Origin of the sequence: Halocynthiibacter namhaensis (assembly GCF_000812685.1) — a bacterium.
In the GTDB taxonomy this organism is placed as follows: Bacteria; Pseudomonadota; Alphaproteobacteria; order Rhodobacterales; family Rhodobacteraceae; genus Halocynthiibacter; species Halocynthiibacter namhaensis.
This window is the reverse complement of sequence record NZ_JWIF01000067.1, coordinates 86,313-105,667: the sequence shown is the minus strand read 5'-3', so window position 1 is coordinate 105,667 and position 19,355 is coordinate 86,313. Positions and strand designations below refer to the sequence as shown.

The following is a 19,355-nucleotide window of genomic DNA, read 5'->3' as shown; positions in this document are numbered from 1 at the left end:
GCAGGATAAACCGGGATGATGGTAAGATTAAGTTAAATTCGTCACATGTCACTGAGAGAGTTTTACCTCTGCGGCATTTGCGCCGCAAAAGCGTTGATAGGACTCAGCCAAAAGCTTGAAGAACGGGGAATTTCTCGTTGATCCAAAGCGCAAATTCGGTGAATTGCCCTGTTGCCATCATCAAACCAACCGTCCAAAGCAGCAGACCCATGGTGGCTTCGATACGGCCCATATGGCGTTTCATCCAGCTCATGAGGCCCTTCAAGCGTGGGAAAAACGCAGCCACCAGTATAAAGGGAATTCCTAGACCAAGTGCATAAAAGCCAAGCAACAACATGGAGCGTGCAGCAGAGCCTTCCATCATCGCAAGAGAACTGATTGCCCCGAGAATCGGGCCAAGGCATGGCGACCAGCCAAAGGCAAAAGCAAGTCCCAACACAAAAGCACCCAGCGCAGATCCGCCCTGATCCCCGGCATCAAGCCGCGCCTCGCGATCCATGAACTTAATGCGATAAACCCCGACAAAATGCGCGCCCATAATCATAATGACGACGCCTGCGATCGTGGTGAACAAATCTTGGTTTTGGATCAAAAACCGCCCAGCAAAAGACGCCGCCAGACCGATCATCAGAAAGACAACGGACAAGCCCATCACAAAAAACACTGCTGCAATCAACACCTTAGCACGACCGTTGGTCTTAACATTATCTTCACCAGACATCTCAGTCATACTAATCCCACTCATGTAAGCGAGATAGGGTGGCACGATTGGCAGAACGCATGGGCTTAGAAATGAAATCAAACCGCCCGCAAGCGCGATGAACAAAGAAATCAGCAGTGAGGCGTCAAAAATTTGGGTCGCGTCAAGCACAGGGCATCCTTTCGGGACAGGTCAGCGGCGAGAAAACCTTTACCGCAGTTGATATTTAGGCGAAACAGCTGAGAAGGTCACGCCGCAGAATGTCACATTCACGTGCGTCCGGCGTGCAACGCGAAAAGAGAGTGAACATGAACGAGATGCCAAGCGCAGATCTTGAGGTCGACGCCCTCGGAATGCTGTGTCCCCTGCCCGTGTTGCGCGCCGCAAAACGTTTGCGTGGATTGCGGCCTGGCCAAGTCTTGCGCTTGGAAACCGACGACCCGGCGGCTGTGATTGATGTGCCGCATTTTTGTAACGAAAGCGGGCATGAATTACTGGGGCAGCAATCGGGTCAAGGTTCCCACATATGGTGGATTCGACACAAACCCTAGGGGCATCCTCAACGAGAAACGCCGGGCAATGCCCGGCGTTTCTGTTTCGTCTCAATGCCTTGGGAGTATTAGCGCCCCAAAGACCACCAGCCCTTACGTTTTGGCGCCGCAGGCTCATCAGGCGCCGGCGTTGGTTCCACCGCAGCTTCCACAACAGGAGTTTCTTCTGCAACTGGGGCTTCTGCAACGGGAGTTGGCTTCGTGATCACTGCCTCTGCGGCAGTTTCGGTTGCAGGTTCAGAAACCACCTCAACTGCAACGTTTTCAGCTGGCGCTGCCTCGACCACGGGTTCCGCCTTTTTACGCGTGCGGCGTTTTCTAGGCGCAGGCTTTTCTTCGGCTGCGGGGGTTTCCCCCTCTTCCACGGAATCGCCTTCAACAACAGGTTCTTCAACCTTTTTCTTGCGCGTCCGACGAGGCTTTGGCTTCGGCGTTTCTTCAGGTTCAGTAGTGTTTGCATCGCCAGCTTCCGCTGTTTCCGCTGCAACAACGGGGGCTTCATCCGTTTTCTTACGACGCGTACGCCGTTTCTTCGGTGCTTCTTCAACCGCCGGAGTGCCCTCTGCAACCGTCTCGGCATCAGCAGTCACCTCAACCGCTTCAACCTCATCCACCTTTTTCTTACGTGTCCGGCGACGTTTGGGTTTTTCTTCAACCTCGGTTTCAGCAGCAACATCTTCGGTTGGGGCAACGACGCTCTCGGTTGCTTCTTCTAGGGCTTCAACCGGCGCAACAGAAGATTTACGACGACGACGGCGTTTTGGTTTTTCTTCTGCCTGCGCCTCTGCATCACCTTCTGTAGGTGCTTCGGACGTTACAGCATCACCCAATGTCGCATCCGCAGAAACGGCATCCGACTGTTCCGTCGTATCGGAACGTTCGGTGCCATCTTCATTATCGGTCTCGGCACCGTTTTCACCACCACGACCACGGCCACCACGACGACGCGAACGACGACGACGTTTACGCTTGGGCGTGCCATCTTCATTCGTTTCAGTGTCAGTATTGGCTTCCACGACTTCCGCCTCTACCGCGTCATCAATGTCTTCCATCATCTCTATGGAGCCAGTCACAACTTGGGTTTCGGCTGGTTTCACGCGACGGGTTGCTGTTTTAAAGCGTTCGATTGTGAAATCTGGGCTGGTCAAATGCACGTCAGCTTCGATGCGAATGGAGATGCCATAGCGGGTTTCAATATGAGCAATATGTTCGCGTTTGTTGTTGAACAGATAGTTCACAACAGCCAGTGGCGCTTTCAACAGAACCTCGCGGGACCGCTTGCGCACGCCCTCTTCTTCCAAGGCACGCAAAATGGTCAATGCAAGATTGTCATCAGAGCGGATCAGGCCCGTGCCATGGCAAGATGGGCAAGGCTGTGTCGTTGCCTCAAGCATGCCAGGACGCAGACGTTGACGCGACATTTCAAGCAAGCCAAAGCCAGAGATCCGGCCGACTTGAATACGCGCACGATCCGTTTTCAGGCGATCTTTTAGACGCTTTTCAACCGCGTTGTTATTGCGGCGTTCGTCCATGTCGATGAAATCGATGACCAACAGACCTGCAAGGTCGCGCAGGCGCATTTGACGCGCAACTTCTTCTGCTGCCTCAAGGTTGGTCTTAAGCGCAGTATCTTCGATCGAATTTTCTTTCGTCGCACGACCAGAGTTCACATCGACAGCCACCAAAGCTTCCGTCGTATCAATCACGATATAACCACCGGATTTCAACTGAACGGTTGGGTTGAACATGCTGGACAAATAATTTTCGACTTGGAAACGCGCAAACAAAGGCAGTTGTTCTTTGTACAGTTTCACATTGTCTGCATGGGTCGGCATGATCATCTGCATGAATTCTTTGGCGTTTTTATAACCCGCCTCGCCGTCCACGATCACTTCGTCAATGTCACCATTGTAAAGATCACGGATCGAACGTTTAATCAGATCGCCCTCTTCATAGATCTTCGCAGGTGCGATCGATTTCAACGTCAGTGCACGGATTTGCTCCCACATGCGTTGCAGATATTCATAGTCGCGCTTGATCTCACTTTTGGTGCGCTGCGCACCAGCTGTGCGAACAATCAAACCAGCGCCCTGAGGCACATCAATTTCGGTTGCGATTTCCTTAAGTTTCTTACGATCCGCAGCGTTGGTGATCTTACGAGAAATGCCACCGCCACGGGCAGTGTTTGGCATCAAGACGCAGTAACGGCCCGCCAGTGAAAGATATGTGGTAAGTGCTGCGCCCTTGTTGCCACGTTCTTCTTTAACCACTTGAACCAGCAGAATTTGACGTACTTTAACAACTTCTTGGATCTTATAGCGACGTTGACGTGGCTTGCGTGGGCGACGAATTTCTTCTTGCACATCTTCGTCCGCAACGGATTCAATGCTTTCGTCTTTGTCCGTAGGTTGGGCCACTTCCGCTTCTTCAGCAACCTCGTCGTCAGATGCATCATCCACATCTGCGACAACTTCATCAGAAGTATCCGATGTGGTTTCAATCGCCGCTTCGGATGTTGTGTCGTCTGCTGTTGAAGCTTCAACTGCAGGCGTTTCAACTGTGTCACTGGTTGCTTCGATGACAACTTCAGATTCTGCAACTTCTGTCGCCTCAATCTCTGGAACAGCAACATCAGCCGGGGTCTCTTCAGTCCCTGTCTCAGGTGTATCAACCGGTGTTTCTGACACCAATTCCATCGGAGAGCTGCCCTCTAGATCGTTATTATCATCATCTAGATCAACAACTTCCATGCCGCTTGGCGCATCAGAGGATACCTCTGGAACATCACGGGTTTCCACCGCATCTTTGTTCTCAGTACGCGCAGCAGCTGGCTTACCGCGACGACGACGGCGGCGCGGTTCAGAATTGGCTTCGTCTTGTTCTTCTTCTGCGCGCAAAGCTTCAGTATAGGCGCGTTCTTCCGCCATAAGCGCTTCACGGTCCGCAACAGGGATCTGGTAATAATCTGGGTGAATCTCAGAAAACGCCAAGAAACCATGACGGTTTCCGCCATAATCCACAAAGGCCGCCTGAAGCGAAGGTTCAACCCGCGTTACTTTCGCGAGATAGATAGAACCAGCTAGCTGGCGCTTGTTTTCACTTTCAAAGTCGAATTCTTCAACTTTGTTTCCGTCAACCACAACAACACGGGTCTCTTCCGCGTGGGTGGCATCGATGAGCATCTTTTTAGCCATAAAGTTTCTGCGCAGAGCAGAGACGCGAGCCGGGGCACGCGAAGGCGTGACGACCGGCGGTCTGATCTGCAATGTCCTGATTTGGCGCGCGGGGTGCCACAACAGGAAACGTGGGCAAGCATGGCTTCCCCTTCGTAACGTCCTGTGCCTGCACTGCCTCGCATCGCGTTTCTCTCTGACGTCTTGGTGACGCCTGTTTAGCCGCTTTTGGCCAATCGCCCGGGGTTGTCAGCGCCCGGTGGGTCAAAAGCTTGTATCCGGTTGCCGTTTCCCGTCGGGATCGTTCGTCAACCACATCAGTCTGCATCTGGAGGCCTGAAAGCGGCACAACCCTAAGCAGTGAATTCCATCGGCGCACATCTGTAGCCGCCGTATTGTCAACATAGTGTCATAAGTGGGTCAATTACAATGGCAAATAGCGCGGTCACCTCAGTGAATTCAGCTTCATTTGTATTCACCAGGCAAATAACTGCGGCGGATGGCCATCGCCGCCTCTTGTGATCCAACGAAGTTTATAATCCCGTCACGAAAATGAGGGGCCCCATTCGCCCCCCCATTCGTTGTTTATGTCTGTACGGTTTTCTCAAATCAGCCCAGGTAATCGGACCGCTGCAACCCATATTTCGCCATTTTCTCGTTCAATGTGCGGCGTGGCAAACAGAGTTCCTCCATCACATTCACAATCGACCCTTTATGGCGGCGCATCGTGTTGTCGATCAGCATCCGCTCAAAGGCTTCCACATATTCCTTCAAAGGTTTGCCTTCGGTGGTCATAACGGGCTGCGTATCGTCATCATCTGCCATCAGCAAGCTGGCGATGGTGCCGGAACCACGACGGTTTTGCAAAACGGCGCGTTCCGCGACATTGATCAGCTGACGGATGTTACCCGGCCAAGGCGCTTGCAGCAATTGTGCCGCTTCTTGTGCAGACACCTCAGGTGCCGGGCAGCCGTATTCTTCCGCAAATTGTTCAGACAAGCGAGAAAACAGCAACAACACATCGTCGTCTCTTTGACGCAGTGGTGGAAGCGTAATTTTCAGTGCAGCCAAGCGGTAGAACAGGTCAGGCCGCAATGCGTCTTCCAGAGTTTTGCCTGCTTCTTGCAAGTTGGAAATCGCAATCACACGCGTTTCGGCCGGGTTGCCTTGCTCATTGATGAACGTCAGTAAACGCGCCTGCGCGACTTGTGACAGGGTTTCGACATCTTCCAATACCAAGGTTCCGCCACGCGCAGCTTCGACCAAAGGAATTGAACCGCCGTCGTCATCCATGGGGCCAAACAAGGTTTTCAGCAGCGCTTCTTCCTCCAAGGCGGCACAGGACAAAAGAATGAATTTTTTACCAGCGCGCGGCCCAACCGCATGCAAAGCGTGTGCAACCAAGGATTTCCCTGTACCAGTCTCGCCTTCGATCAGAACATGGCCGTCGGCCTGCCCCAAATCCAAGATGTCTTCACGCAATCGCTGCATAGCATCCGAACTGCCGATCAATTTTTTCATGATCGTCCCACCGTCGGACAATTCTTTGCGCAGTGCACGTGAATCCAATGTCATCCGACGCTTAAGCGTCGCCTTCTTGGCAAGTTCGGTCATCCGATCTGGGTTGAACGGTTTCTCTAAGAAATCCCAAGCACCAAGACGCATCGCCTCGACCGCCATAGGCACATCACCGTGGCCCGTGATCATAATCACCGGCAAGCCGCTATCAACGCTCATCAGTTTTTTCAAAAACTGCATCCCGTCCATACCTGGCATGCGGATATCACTGACCACAATCCCAGGGTAATCCGCGCCAAGGCCTTTCAAGGCTTCTTCGGCTGAGGCGAAGGTTTCCGTGTCAAAGCCCGACAGCGCCAACCATTGGCTGATGGATTGGCGCATGTCCCGCTCATCATCCACGATCGCAATTTTCATAGCCTGTGCCATTTGTAATACTCCTGCCCCACCTAGGGACTTATCTTAGCTGTTGTCACGGGGCGTGCCCGCAACCTCTGTCTCGGAACCCAAAGATGGCAGGTGCAATACAAACACCGCGCCACCATCTGCGCTGTTGTGTGCAGTTAATCGTCCACCGAAGTCGCCTGCAATCCCAGATGAGATCGCAAGCCCCAATCCAACCCCGTCGCCAGGTTCCTTTGTGGTATAAAAGGGTTCAAACAGACTTTCGAAATCATCGATGCCTTCGCCGTTGTCTCGGATCGTGAGGGTCACTTGATGCCCCATGGACAAGACGATTTCGATGCGCGGATCCGGTGTGAACTTCGTGGCATCCAAAGCGTTGCGCAAAAGATTGATAAGCACTTGTTCCAAACGCAGCGGATCCGCTAGAACCATTGCGGGTTCTCGGGGCAAACCCGCTTTGATCTCGACATAACGCTGCTTCAGCTGAGGTTCCATCATTTCAAGGGCTGCATTCACGCAAGATCTTGAATCTACGGGCTCAAATGTCTCTTTGCTTTTGCGCGCATAGCTTTTCAGCTGTCGGGTAATCGCGCCCATACGTTCAATCAAATCGTCAATGCGATAAAACGATGAAAGTGCTTCTTCGGGCCGCTTGCGTTGCAACAAAAGGCGCGCGCCAGCCAGGTAGGTTTTCATCGCGGCCAAGGGTTGATTTAACTCGTGGCTCACGGCGGCGGACATCTCGCCCAAGGCCGCCAATTTGGAACTTTGCGCAAGCGTTTGTTCGGCAAATTTGAGGTTCTTTTCCACCTTCTGGCGTTCGGCAACTTCTCGCTGTAGCTGGTGATTAAGCGCGCGCAGTTCCGCCGATTCTTGCTGAAACATCCGCAACTTGCCCGTCGTACGTCGGCTCATCAGGTAGAACGTCAGGGTCAGAAGCATCGCAAACCCCATGATCTCGATCGCCAGAACGCCATTCACCCGTTCGCGCACAGAGGCAAAAGACGTGAATGATGCGATGCGCCAACCGTGAAATGGCATCCGCGCTTCAAGGCGCAACACCGCCGCCCCCTCAAGCCATGCATCCGGCGGCACAGACCAGTCAACAGTCGCTTGAAAGGCGCGGGTCAAAGCCGAAGGCACCGACTGAACAGCAAGTGCATCTGCCTCGCGCAGGCCCCGCCATTTGGGTTCTGTGGACAGCAGAATTACCCCTTCGCTGTTGGTCACAAAAACAGCATCTGAGATGCCAGCCCAAGCGGTCTGGAACTTGTGCAAATCAACTTCAACGACAATAACGCCGATGGTTTGGTCGCCCTGCTCCATCCGGCGAGACCATGTGAAACGTGGAACGGATCCTGCTGGGTCCCCCGTGGAAAACAGGGTTTCGTTACTACGGACAGCTTCAATAAAAAACCGTTCGGATCGCATAGGCGTACTAATTAAGTTGCGATCAGTAGATGCAACAACGCGCCCATCACGATCCAACATGAAGATGTTGGCCGCGCCAATTTCTTCGTCATAAGTGATCAGACGTTGGCTGGATTGCGAAAAGTCAGACGATTGCAGCGCCCCAATCAACGCCGGATCACGCGCCAAAAGCTGCGGTACAATCGCATTGCGGCGCAGTTCAGACAGCAGATTTCCAGAATATAGGGCAAGGCGCAACTCGCCCCGATTACGCGTTGTTTCGGTGAATCTTTCGGTCAAGAACAAGTTACTGACCCAAACAACCAAAGTCGCAAACACCACAAGCACAGCCACGAGGATGCGCATGCGCCACGACAATGATGTCGGCTTGTCACTTGGAGTGCTGGCGGCAGTTTGGGCAGTAATCATCGGGCGAACCTACGCTCTGCACGCGAAGGTAACAACCAACGAAACACCCAAAGCGGTTTTACAGCAGTTTTCAGCCATGCCTAAGTTTAGGCGGACTCAAGCATGCCAGCAAGCCCCTTGAACATGGGCATACCCTCGACAGATCCGTGGCCTTCGTCTGACGCACGTTCAGGGTGAGGCATCATCCCGAGAACACGGCGGTTTTCGGAAAGGATGCCTGCAATATCGTCTGCAGCGCCATTCGGATTATCGGTATATGTAAAGGCCACACGGTCTTCGCCTTTCAGGCGTGCCAAAGTATCGGAATCCGCGTTGTAATTGCCATCGTGGTGGGCAATCGGCACATTGATAACATCACCTTTGGACCATTCAGATGTGAAAGCACTGTCAGAGGTCGCTACGGTCAAACCAACCGTTTTACAGATATATTTCAACCCTGCATTGCGCAAAAGCGCGCCAGGCAAAAGGCCTGTTTCCGCCAAGATTTGAAACCCATTGCATACGCCAAACACATACCCACCACGATTTGCGAAATCGACAACAGATTGGCAAATTGGACTTTGCGCCGCAATCGCGCCACAACGCAGGTAATCTCCGAAGGAAAACCCACCGGGAACACCAACAAAATCAAGCCCATCAGGCAAGCTGGTATCTTTGTGCCAGACCATGGTCACATCCATGCCCTGCGCCTTCAAGGCAACTTGAAGATCACGATCACAATTGGATCCTGGGAAAACAATGACTGCGGCTTTCATGGCGCGGCTCCGTTCAGGCGAGGACAACAGTTGTGCGCGGCATAGACGGTGTGGCGCCTAGGATCAAGGCAAGATGCGCTATTTGCAGCCTTTATGAATGAATGAACAGCGAAATCCTAAAGAACCGTAGCAATTCTTGCGCCATAATTGGAGTTGAAATAATAATTCATACGCCCCCCCCCCCACACCTCACAGAAAGTAGTTAACATAGTCCATATTCACGTCGAGCGACTAACATACGGCAGATCTAATCAATGCAACTGACGGTGAACTGTCTTTGTCAAATCGCTGAGCGAAAACGGCTTTGGCAGAAACACTGAGTTCGGGATCACCTCGTCGGTCTCGTTGAACACATCCTCTGCATAGCCAGACACGAACACAACCTTTACGTCCGGGCGCTTTTTCAACGCTTCTCGAACCCAACTTGGGCCATCCATTCCCGGCATAACCACGTCAGTCACAAATAAATCAACGTTTAGCGCACTGTCTTCCAGTGTTTCCAATGCTTGTTCCGCACAATCGGCCTCCAAAACAGTATATCCTCGCATCCGAAGTGCACGCGAGGCAAAAGCGCGAACTGGCGCCTCATCTTCTACGAGCAAGACCACGCCATCGGCATGCTGCGGCTCGGCACTGTCAACTGCGGGGGCTTCATTTGTGGTGATCGCAGCCACTTCTGGCACTGTTTCATGTAAAATAAACGTCGGAAAATACAAGGTGAAGATACTGCCCTGTCCCGGTTCGGAGTCTACGAATATATAGCCGCCCGTTTGTTTCACTATTCCGTAAGCCATTGACAGACCTAATCCAGTTCCCTCGCCTGTACGCTTTGTCGTGTAAAATGGCTCAAAGATTTTCGCAATTTTGTCAGGTGTTATTCCAGTCCCTTGATCTGACACGCGCACAACCGCGTATTCTCCATCTGGTACCGTCGCCCTATCCCGGTGAAGCGGCTCGCTAAGGATGCAGTTGGATGTCTCAATTCGGATCTCACCGCCCTCCGGCATCGCGTCACGTGCGTTCACGACAAGGTTCATAAGAACCTGTTCCAGTTGGCGCTTATCTGCGCGAATAGACTTCAATTGTGGGTCATGCGACAATGTAAGGGTCACTTTTTCCCCCACAAGGCGATTTAAAAGATGCGTTAGGTCCGCAACGGCGCCGCGAAGATCCAATACCTCAGGCTGCAGATTTTGCTTCCGTGAAAAAGCAAGCAATTGCCCTACGAGGCTCGCAGCACGGTTGGCGTTCTCATTGATTTGGATCAGGTCCGCGTAATCGGGATCTCCTTGATCGTGGCGCAACATCAGTAAATCACAATGCCCCGTGATCGCAGTCAACAGGTTGTTAAAATCATGTGCGACACCCCCGGCAAGTTGTCCAATGGCCTGCATTTTTTGACTTTGAACAAACTGAGCTTCAAGCGTTTTCAATTCTGTTGCATCCGTCAAAACCGCAATCAAAACATGACCTGAATTCTCGGTGCGGCGTGTGAGTGTAATTTGCAAAAACCGTTCAGGCTCAGGCAAGCGGGCCCGAATGATTTCAGACCGCGTCAACCCCCGACCATCTAACGCCTCATTTAGCCAATCCCGAACAGAACGCCCGAGCCCCTCAATAAGTTCCGATACAGTAAAATCGCCATCATCAGGAATTGACAACATTTTACGCGCAAGTCGGTTTGCCGTCTCTACACGTCCTCCGGGCAGGATTTTCAGCAATGGAACGGGTAAATCTTCAAACATTGAGGGCGGCGACGCAGACTGCAGTGGCGCTTCAGTGTCACTGACGTCCGCATTGATTGTAGCTGGTAGCTCTGAGTTTCCAGGAATGAGGTATAACTCCTGACGCCCGCCTGCTCCACTTACTTCGGCAACCAAGGCGGGCATGGGACCATCCGGTGTGGAAATTGAATTACGCTGCCCCGGACGCACTGGAAGTGTGGTGAAAATCCTGTCCAGTGTTTTCACGCGCCCCCCAAGCACCCTGCGCATCGCTTCATTCATGAACAGAACCGTTCCAGATTTCGAAGCCGTAAGCATCGGCAAGCTCATCCCTTCGGCACCACGAGAATTCGATGTCCGTTCACCAAAGTCTTCCACACGCCACAGAAATAATTCGGCTTCAATAAGATGCACGGCAAGGCGTGTTTGTCCGCGGCGCGCAGACACATCTTCTCGCGCAGATCCAACAGCTTGCGCACGATTCTGCAAACGAAACAGCACAGCAGCAGGGTTGGCGAAGACATCACGAAATGCCCCTGCCAATGTATCTGGCGCTGAATCGCCCAATCGATCATCTGCAGCAGTGTTCCGCCACAAGATGGCACCATCTTTACTCGTGACAAAGCAAGGTGAACTGTCCCCACCGGCCACAAAATTAAATTGGCGCAACACGCCAGGCGCCATCGGCTTAGTGCGTCGAAAAATATGCCACAGAAAGCTGAACGCCAGCAATGTTGCAGCTGCACTTAGGCAGATTAAGCGCAGAAGCCCAGTATCCACGACGAATGAGATTGCGAATATGCAGACAGCGACAGTCGCAAACATCGGGGATGGGTTAGTTGCCAGTCGACGAAACAATCTGTCGGAATGGGATGCGATATCAGGGGCGACTGCGGGCTGCGACACAAGAACTCTCTATGTATGTTCGATTCGTATTGCCCCAGTGTCGCGCGACAAACCTTAATTGCCGCTTAATTCAGCACTGAAGACCACCTTAGGTTGAGTATCGCCATACAACAACCCTACGTCAACCCCTGACAACTGTGTGTCAGCCGCGCGCCAAAATCGCGACATAAAACCCATCCCCGCCTTGTAATGGGGTGAAATGTTTCTGACTTTGCACGGCCCAATCGGTATTCCGCAGCAAAAACGAAGCGATCTGATCTTGGTTTTCCTGAGCCAAAAGCGAACATGTCGCATAGACCAGCACCCCGCCGTCAGCCACATATGTTGCCGATGCGTCAAGTACCTCGGATTGACTTCGAAGCAATTCGTCCAACCGTTCCTGCGTTAAACGCCATTTTCCTTCGGGGTCACGGCGCCAAGATCCAGCACCTGAGCAAGGCGCATCCGCAAAGACGACGTCAAATTTCTTTTGAGCAGATAGGTTTTCTGGCGCACAAACCACGATCTTCACCCCTGCGCGTTCAGCACGTTCTGGGATGTCTTTCATGCGTGCAACAGATATATCATGGGCCGTTACCTTGGCACCTCGGGCCGCCAAAGCAAGGGATTTCCCCCCTCCGCCAGCGCAGAAATCAAGCAGCCGCCCCTCAGCCGGCACCAAATCAGCCACCGCCTGAGACGCAACATCTTGGATCTCGGCAAGCCCATCATGATACACATCAGACGATGCAAACCGGCGGGGGTTTGACGTGACTTCAATTGCATTGGGCGACAAGGGATGGGGCTGTGCGTCAATGCCATCTTTGGCCAGTGCAGTGATCACTTTACCCACAGATGCCTTCGCAGAATTTACACGCAAAAACAAAGGGGCCCGTTGGCGCATAGCGCGCTCAATTGCCCCAAACTCATCCCCCAACGCGCTTTTTAGATCAGGAACGATCCAATCCGGAAAGTCACAAGCTTCGCTTGAAACCGGCACCGCGCGTTCAATGGCATCCAACTGAGACGGACCGTAGCCTTCGCCCGTAAAATATTGATCTGGATCGTCCCCACGCGCCCGCAACAAACCAAGCATAAGGCCACGGCCCGTAAGCGCGCCACCGAGGGCCGCAAAACTGTTGCGATTGCGCAAGGCCTCAAACACCAAATCCCGCAGCGCAGCACGATCTTTTGAGCCAGCAAAACGTGATCGTCTGCTCCAATTTGTCAGAAGCTTTTCAATCGGATCACCCGCGATCCATAGGTCTAAGATATCAATTGCAGCAGCAACGCGCGCGGCCGGGGTCATCGAACGAACACCAAACATGACGGGAAACTTGGTTTCACAAACAGCATATTTACCTCTCAGGTCGGTTAAACCGTAATAATTGACAGGTTTCCACCCTATGGGACGAGCAAGACAAAGTGAACAGTCAAACATTGAGTAGATGATGATAGCCTGCCCTGTGCACCGCTATAACCCAAACATGCTTGTTATACTGGTGCCCAGTAATTGACACGCCTCCCCCCGAGTGTAGGGTACAGTATGAGTAATTTAAACATATACACTTGGATGACTATAGGTGCGGCCTTTGGCGCAATCTATAATTTGGTCCCAAATATCAGTCTAAACATTTCATTTTTGCTCGGTGCCATGATGGGTGGCGCAATCGGGGGGGCCGTCATTTTCGGACTGGGCTTCTGGATCTACAACTATGTTCTCAATCAAAAGTAGACATCTGATTTCTCGGCTGCTTGCCTGCCTACCCCGCAAAACTCCCCCATTATCATTACCCGAACATAGGGACCTCTCATGAGCCTCAGAACGATATTATTGCTTGTAGGGGTGTTACTGCCCTCGACGACAATCGCGCAATCCACGTCTCCCACACAAGACTGCTATGAAGTGCCCAACTCTTTCGAACTCTGCGAGAATGATAACGTTTCAGTGCAAGGCCTTTGGGAACCTAATCGCTTGGGAATTAGTGTTCGTGGAAATCAAGGCCAGCGCCATGGAATCGGAGTGCGCTTTTCCGACCCAGACTGGTGTATTTTATGGTGGATATGTCGCAACAGCGATCATGAAGTATATGTCGCAAACCGGCTGCAAGAATCTAAAAATGAGATGCTTGTGCATGGAAACGAAGATAGCCTGCACATTGTCCATAAAGGAACTCTCCAACTCCCAGGATACACAGGCAACGTTACCCGATTCAGACTCTATGACTTACGAACGATGTCTTTTTCTACACGCATTGGCAATCGAACAGTGACTTTTGAAGCTTCGAAAATTAACAGTGAAAATGATGCCAGTTTTGCTGTTATGGAAAGGCGAATATCGATGGTCTTAACGCAAATTCAGTAACAAAAAATGCCTGAATACCTCTCATTGTTCCCTGATGATATGACTTCCAGTCGTTGGCCTGTGGGTGAGATGTCAGGTTAAGTTTGCTGTTGGGAATTGAATGTGCGACCTAGGAACATGCACTTCGACCCCAATATAGCCATCAATAACGACTTCGACCACACCATCTGGGCGTGATGCGTTTGGCTGTGAGGCCCGTACAGAGGATCGTGAGAGCAAGCGTGAATGTTGGTGCGTCCAAGACCCTCTGCGCATAACGTTGCCCACACGCTCAACGTGTCTCGCACAACGATCTACACTATGAACCAAAGGGCGAGATTCGGATTTACAAACTTGGCGGCGCGTCCAACCTGAAGGTTTCAGAGATTGATGCCTTGATCGAAATCTAGGTTTTGCAGCTCGATACGCCCAGAGGAACACCACAAATTGGCTACAGCAAAGCTAAATATATATGGTAAATAGTCGTATAATGTGGTGCCCGAGGGGGGACTCGAACCCCCACGCCATTTCTAGCGGGGGATTTTGAATCCCCTGCGTCTACCATTCCGCCACTCGGGCCTGAACCAATTGGTCAGGTGCCGTTGATTTAGCGCTGTGCGCCGTCAGGGTCAATGCGATAAAGACGAGAAAATACAAATTATCTCATAAACGGTATCATGACGGCTAAGCCAGTGGGTTACGGTGCGTCGCCCTACCCGTCCTGTTCAGGTAGATCTTCGATCAAACGGGTCTCAAGAAGCTGGCCATTGGCATAAAGGATCGGATATGCGACGGCCGCGATATGGCTGTTAAATTCACGCAGCGCCCGCAATGTATCTAAATGAACATCAGAACTGTCAAAGCTTTCCTGCCCGCCATTTTGCAAGCGTTTCAGGTGTTTTTTACGACTGTCCCGTTCCATGCGTTTGATCTCTGTTTTCTCAAGACTCAACAGGCGCGCACTTTCAAGATCATCTGAAATCAACACGTTCGACGCCAGCTTCAAGTTGGCCAACACGTCCTCGTGGATGCGCGTCAATTCAAGCCAACCGCTTTTGGAAAAGCGAATCTTTTTCTTTTCGGTGGTTTCGGCCAGATTTATAAGCCTGCGCGCCACCACATCACCTGCGGTTTCGAGGCGAATGGCATATTCTAACAGGTTGCGCGCTGTTTTGGCGTTTTCCTTACCAAATTCCTCAGCAGGAATGCCTGCCACATAGTTTCGAATCCCAGATAAGGCTGCGTTCACGTCCGCATCCATCGCACGCACGGCCTTCATTTGGGCCCGATCACCAGTATCATACAAAGTGAGAACAGGACGGAACATCACATCCACAAGATCCACCATGCGCAGCAACTCACGTTTCAAACTGGCCAAAGCTTGCTGTGGTGCACCAATATCATTTGGATCAAGCACACTGATCTGGCGCGCAAGCGGATCACCCACAGCCTGCCCCACCGCATCAGGAACCAAGCGGCACATTGGTGCCCGCAGCATTCCACAAAAGGGCAAAGCAAAGACCAAAAGGGACGCGTTGAACACCAAATGGGCATTCACCAACATCTGCCCACCGACTGGCGCCTCGATCAAATTTGCACGCAACACCATATTGCATAAGAACAGCGCTGCGACCGCCCACAACCCGCGCAACACCAAGTTTGCAAAAGGAATTCGGCGGGCCGCAACTGGCATGTCACGGGTCAACCAAACCGGAATAAAGGCACTTCCAAAGTTTGCGCCCAACATCAAAGACAGGCCCGCGGCAAAGGGAATCGCGCCAATATCAACAAGTGTCACACACATCAAAATGGCCGCAACCGAGGAATGCATCACAAACGCCAACGCAGCGCCAACCAGAAATGCCGTGATGTAATCCTGCGCTAAATACCCCGCAACTGCAGGCAGAAATACACTATCACGGATCGGATCCATTGCCTCGCGCAGAAAGCGCAGCGAGATCAGAATAAAAGCCACGCCCATCAAAATGCGCCCAAACTGACGTGCCTTGCGATGTTCTGTTTTTACAAACAACCACCCGCCAATCGCCAACAACAAGGGCACAAGCCAATCCAAGCGAAACGACAGAAGTTGAATAACCAAGGCCGAGCCAAGATCGCCGCCAAGCACAATGGCCAATCCCGTCGCAAAAGCGAGGGTGCCGCTTGCGGCAAAGCCTGCTGTCAGCAAGGCAACCGCAGCGGAACTTTGCAGCACAACCGCCAAGGTGAGACCCGTCAAACTGGCATTGATACCATTGTTCTGCGTGGTCAAAAGTCGCTGAAACGACGCGCCATAGCTGCGCTCAATTCCCGTTCGCACCATGCGAACCGCGAAGAGCAACAACATGGTCGCCCCCATAAGAGAAATCAAAAAACTAACGATTGCCATGATTTGCCTGCTCTTTTTAATGTTCGAAGATTACATATTCACCTTCAGTTCTTGGGAATCTCTGCCCAGTTCCGCATAGGTAATTACATTTCTTCTTCTATGGTTGCGACTGAACCTTATAGATTGAAAATCGCTTGAAAACCATAAAATTTCGCGACCTGCACAATATTTGACAGTGGCGCACCCCGGAAAATTGCCATTGTATCTTGGCGTCGCTCGCGATTATTTACCGCAGAGGGTCACAAATGCCCCACCCTACGAATGTACACTCATGCAACACGCGTCATCATCTCAAATATTTCAGGCACATATCAGTAATGATGCCCCCATCAGCCAAAAGCTGTTGGAACATGACATATTGATGACTGCGCGGCTGACCGAGGTGTTTGGCGAAATGATCGCCCATCAGACGGCTTGCCAAGATGGCCCTGATCAGTTCACGCGTTTCTCAACCCTGCACCGCGAAGGCCATCAGGCCGTCATTTTGGACGCAACACTTGTGATCCAAAAAGCCGAACTTCCCCGCGGTTTCTTGGATGATCTGCAACGTACAGACATTCTATTTGGCCAGCTTTTGATGAATTACGCCATTGATGTGCACATGTCAGATCGTCAAATTTACAACATAAGATGCCCCAAAACAGGACTGATCCGCTGGGGCAGACAGCTGCGTATGCTGCGTAAAGAAACCCGCACACAACTGGCGCAAATCCAAGAATTACTAGTGCCCGAGCGGTCCCTAACAGATATTATCCCGTAAATTCGCGTCAAATCTTACCCATCTTCCTCGATTTTTCACTAAATTCTGTGATTCTCAGCAAAATAGCGCTATGCCTTGGCCCGTAAACAGGTTAGATGCCGCCTCTGGCATCACCACGACACATATGGATATACCCCTTGAACCCTTCGCTTACAAAAGCGCTTTCTGCGCGCGGTTATGAAACCCTGACACCAGTTCAGCAAGCTGTCAGCAACCCTGACCTTGCAGGACGTGACCTTCTTGTATCGGCGCAAACCGGTTCGGGTAAAACTGTTGGATTTGGCATCGCCATCGCGTCCACCTTGCTGGGCGAAGAAGAAAAATTTGACCGTGCAGGCGCCCCGCTGGCTTTGATCATCGCCCCAACACGCGAACTTGCAATGCAGGTGAACCGCGAATTGACGTGGCTATATGCATCCGCTGGTGTCCAAATGGCATCCTGCGTTGGTGGCATGGACAGCCGCGATGAACGCCGTGCCTTGGCACGTGGTGCCCATATCGCTGTTGCGACCCCTGGTCGTTTGCGTGACCACATTCAACGTGGCGCGATTGATTTGACCGAAATCCGCGCAGTTGTGATGGATGAAGCCGACGAGATGCTTGATCTTGGCTTCCGTGAAGACCTTGAATTCATTCTGGAAGCCTGCCCTGAAGATCGTCAAACTCTGATGTTCTCAGCAACCGTGCCTGCCGCGATTGCCAAGCTTGCGAAGAACTTTCAGAAAGATGCAGAACGCATCATCACCAAAGCGGAAAACAAGCAGCACTCCGACATTGAATATCACGCGGTTGAGGTCCACCCAGCGGATTCTGAAAGCGCGATTATGAACCTGTTGCGCCTGCATGAGTCCCCCAATGCGATCGTGTTCTGTAACACGCGCATCATGGTGTCGCGCATGACGTCCCGCCTGTCGAATCGTGGGCTTTCCGTTGTGGCTTTGTCCGGTGAATTGACGCAATCAGAACGCACAAACGCCCTGCAAGCGATGCGCGATGGCCGTGCCCGCGTTTGTGTTGCAACCGATGTTGCGGCACGCGGTATTGACCTTCCGAACCTTGATCTGGTGATCCACGCGGAACTGCCAACCGGTTCCGAAACACTGTTGCACCGTTCTGGCCGTACAGGCCGTGCCGGTCGCAAGGGTATTTCCGCTTTGATCGTACCTGGTAAGATGCGTCGCAAGGCAGAAAACCTGTTGAAATGGGCGAAACTCAACGCCAAATGGATTGCCGCACCTACCGCTGACGAAGTGCGTGCCGCAGACAGCCAACGCCTGACCAATGATCCTTTGTGGTCTGATGTTCCGACCGACGCTGAAAAAGCCCAAGCCGCGACATTGATCGAAAACCACGAACCCGAAGCCTTGGCTTTGGCGGTTCTGCGCATGTATGCCTCTAAGCATTCTGCACCAGAAGAGATCCGTAAAGTCACTGCCGAAGCCCCACGCGAACGTAAGCCGTTCGGCCCAAGCCGCTGGTTCTCGCTGGAACTGCCAAAAGATGAGCCCGCAGAAGTGCGCCGTATTTTGCCAATGTTGTGTAAAGCGGGCGACGTGTCACGCGAAGATTTTGGCGCGATCCGCTTGATGGGCCCCCTCGCCTATATCGAGCTGTCCGAGACATCCATTGATGGCTTTATGAAAGCCGTTGGTGCTGACATGAAAGTCGAAGATGGCGCGCAGCTGACCTTGCTTGAAGTTGTCCCTGATGACGTGCGCAACGCCAAACGCCCTGAACGTAAACCCGGTGGCAAATTTGGTGACAAACGTGGTGGCGGTAAATTCGGCGGCAAACGTGAAGGTGGTCGTGATGGCGGCAAGCCATGGGAGAAACGTGATCGTGACGGCGATTCATCGGATCGCAAACCACGCGTGAAGAAAGAATGGCAAGATGCGCCAAAAGAACGTTCCTATGATGACAAGCCTCGCGGCGAGAAATCATATGGCGACAAATCTGAGTCACGCCCAGCCAAACGCGACTGGAATGATGGCGAAGAAAGCAAGAAAAAACCAAAGGCACGTCCGGGCAAGCACGGCCATAAGCCCGCAAAACCTGGTGAACGCACTGATAAACCTGCCCGTACAGGAGCTGGCGACGCTGGAAAATCTTTCCGCAAGTCACGGCCCGAAGACAGTCGTCCAGATGGTGTCGTAAAAGAACGCAAGCCTCGCCACAAAGACAGCGGCAAAGGCCCTAAGCCACCCGCAGGCAAGTCAAGTAGCAAGAAGAACAAAGCTCGTGCATCTGACAGTGGTGGCAACGCCACACCACGTCGTAAAAGCTAAAATTCCAAATATATGAACACCAAAAAG

12 protein-coding genes and 1 tRNA gene are annotated in these 19,355 nt (G+C 52.2%); 4 read left to right on the top strand and 9 right to left on the bottom strand.

Features of this window, described 5'->3' with window-relative positions; translation table 11 throughout:
* Positions 1–103 precede the first annotated feature (103 nt).
* The gene (locus RJ38_RS15195; protein WP_039019719.1) at positions 104–871 is read right to left on the bottom strand and encodes a cytochrome c biogenesis CcdA family protein; all 768 of its coding nucleotides are present in this window, start codon (positions 869–871) and stop codon (positions 104–106) included.
* 137 nt (positions 872–1,008) lie between these two features.
* On the opposite strand from RJ38_RS15195, the gene RJ38_RS15190 reads away from it, so the two are divergent.
* Complete coding sequence (locus RJ38_RS15190; protein ID WP_238321719.1) at positions 1,009–1,251, top strand: sulfurtransferase TusA family protein; 243 nt, start codon at positions 1,009–1,011, stop codon at positions 1,249–1,251.
* 68 nt (positions 1,252–1,319) lie between these two features.
* On the opposite strand, the gene RJ38_RS15185 is transcribed toward RJ38_RS15190, so the two are convergent.
* The 6 genes from RJ38_RS15185 to RJ38_RS15160 all read right to left on the bottom strand — a co-directional run bounded on the left by RJ38_RS15185 (position 1,320) and on the right by RJ38_RS15160 (position 12,859).
* Positions 1,320–4,445, bottom strand: coding sequence for an Rne/Rng family ribonuclease (locus RJ38_RS15185; protein WP_039019718.1), 3,126 nt, complete (start codon positions 4,443–4,445; stop codon positions 1,320–1,322).
* A 588-nt stretch (positions 4,446–5,033) separates the two neighbouring features.
* Positions 5,034–6,371: a sigma-54-dependent transcriptional regulator gene (locus RJ38_RS15180; RefSeq protein ID WP_039019717.1), complete on the bottom strand. Its 1,338-nt coding sequence runs from the start codon at positions 6,369–6,371 to the stop codon at positions 5,034–5,036.
* 33 nt (positions 6,372–6,404) lie between these two features.
* On the bottom strand, positions 6,405–8,186 hold the full coding sequence (locus tag RJ38_RS15175; protein WP_039019716.1) for a sensor histidine kinase: 1,782 nt from the start codon (positions 8,184–8,186) through the stop codon (positions 6,405–6,407).
* 86 nt (positions 8,187–8,272) lie between these two features.
* Positions 8,273–8,941 (bottom strand): phosphoribosylformylglycinamidine synthase subunit PurQ, encoded by a 669-nt coding sequence (gene purQ / locus RJ38_RS15170; protein WP_039019715.1) that lies wholly within the window; start codon positions 8,939–8,941, stop codon positions 8,273–8,275.
* A 251-nt stretch (positions 8,942–9,192) separates the two neighbouring features.
* On the bottom strand, positions 9,193–11,490 hold the full coding sequence (locus tag RJ38_RS15165; protein ID WP_052245456.1) for a hybrid sensor histidine kinase/response regulator: 2,298 nt from the start codon (positions 11,488–11,490) through the stop codon (positions 9,193–9,195).
* Between the two features lie 223 nt (positions 11,491–11,713).
* On the bottom strand, positions 11,714–12,859 hold the full coding sequence (locus RJ38_RS15160; RefSeq protein ID WP_039019755.1) for an RsmB/NOP family class I SAM-dependent RNA methyltransferase: 1,146 nt from the start codon (positions 12,857–12,859) through the stop codon (positions 11,714–11,716).
* A gap of 504 nt (positions 12,860–13,363) precedes the next feature.
* Between RJ38_RS15160 and RJ38_RS18960 the strand changes: the two genes are divergently transcribed.
* Positions 13,364–13,915 (top strand): hypothetical protein, encoded by a 552-nt coding sequence (locus RJ38_RS18960; protein WP_156121890.1) that lies wholly within the window; start codon positions 13,364–13,366, stop codon positions 13,913–13,915.
* Positions 13,916–14,387: 472 nt separating this feature from the next.
* Here RJ38_RS18960 and RJ38_RS15145 read toward each other — a convergent pair.
* Positions 14,388–14,473: transfer RNA gene (locus RJ38_RS15145), tRNA-Leu, on the bottom strand.
* 133 nt (positions 14,474–14,606) lie between these two features.
* The gene (locus RJ38_RS15140) at positions 14,607–16,283 is read right to left on the bottom strand and encodes a Na/Pi cotransporter family protein (RefSeq protein ID WP_039019712.1); all 1,677 of its coding nucleotides are present in this window, start codon (positions 16,281–16,283) and stop codon (positions 14,607–14,609) included.
* A gap of 271 nt (positions 16,284–16,554) precedes the next feature.
* Between RJ38_RS15140 and RJ38_RS15135 the strand changes: the two genes are divergently transcribed.
* Together RJ38_RS15135 and RJ38_RS15130 are read left to right on the top strand one after the other, a co-directional pair.
* Positions 16,555–17,043, top strand: a complete 489-nt coding sequence (locus tag RJ38_RS15135) for a hypothetical protein (RefSeq protein ID WP_039019711.1) — start codon at positions 16,555–16,557, stop codon at positions 17,041–17,043.
* A 137-nt stretch (positions 17,044–17,180) separates the two neighbouring features.
* Positions 17,181–19,328 carry a DEAD/DEAH box helicase gene (locus RJ38_RS15130; protein ID WP_039019710.1) on the top strand — a complete coding sequence of 716 codons (2,148 nt, stop codon included), beginning with the start codon at positions 17,181–17,183 and terminating at the stop codon, positions 19,326–19,328.
* Positions 19,329–19,355: the final 27 nt, after the last annotated feature.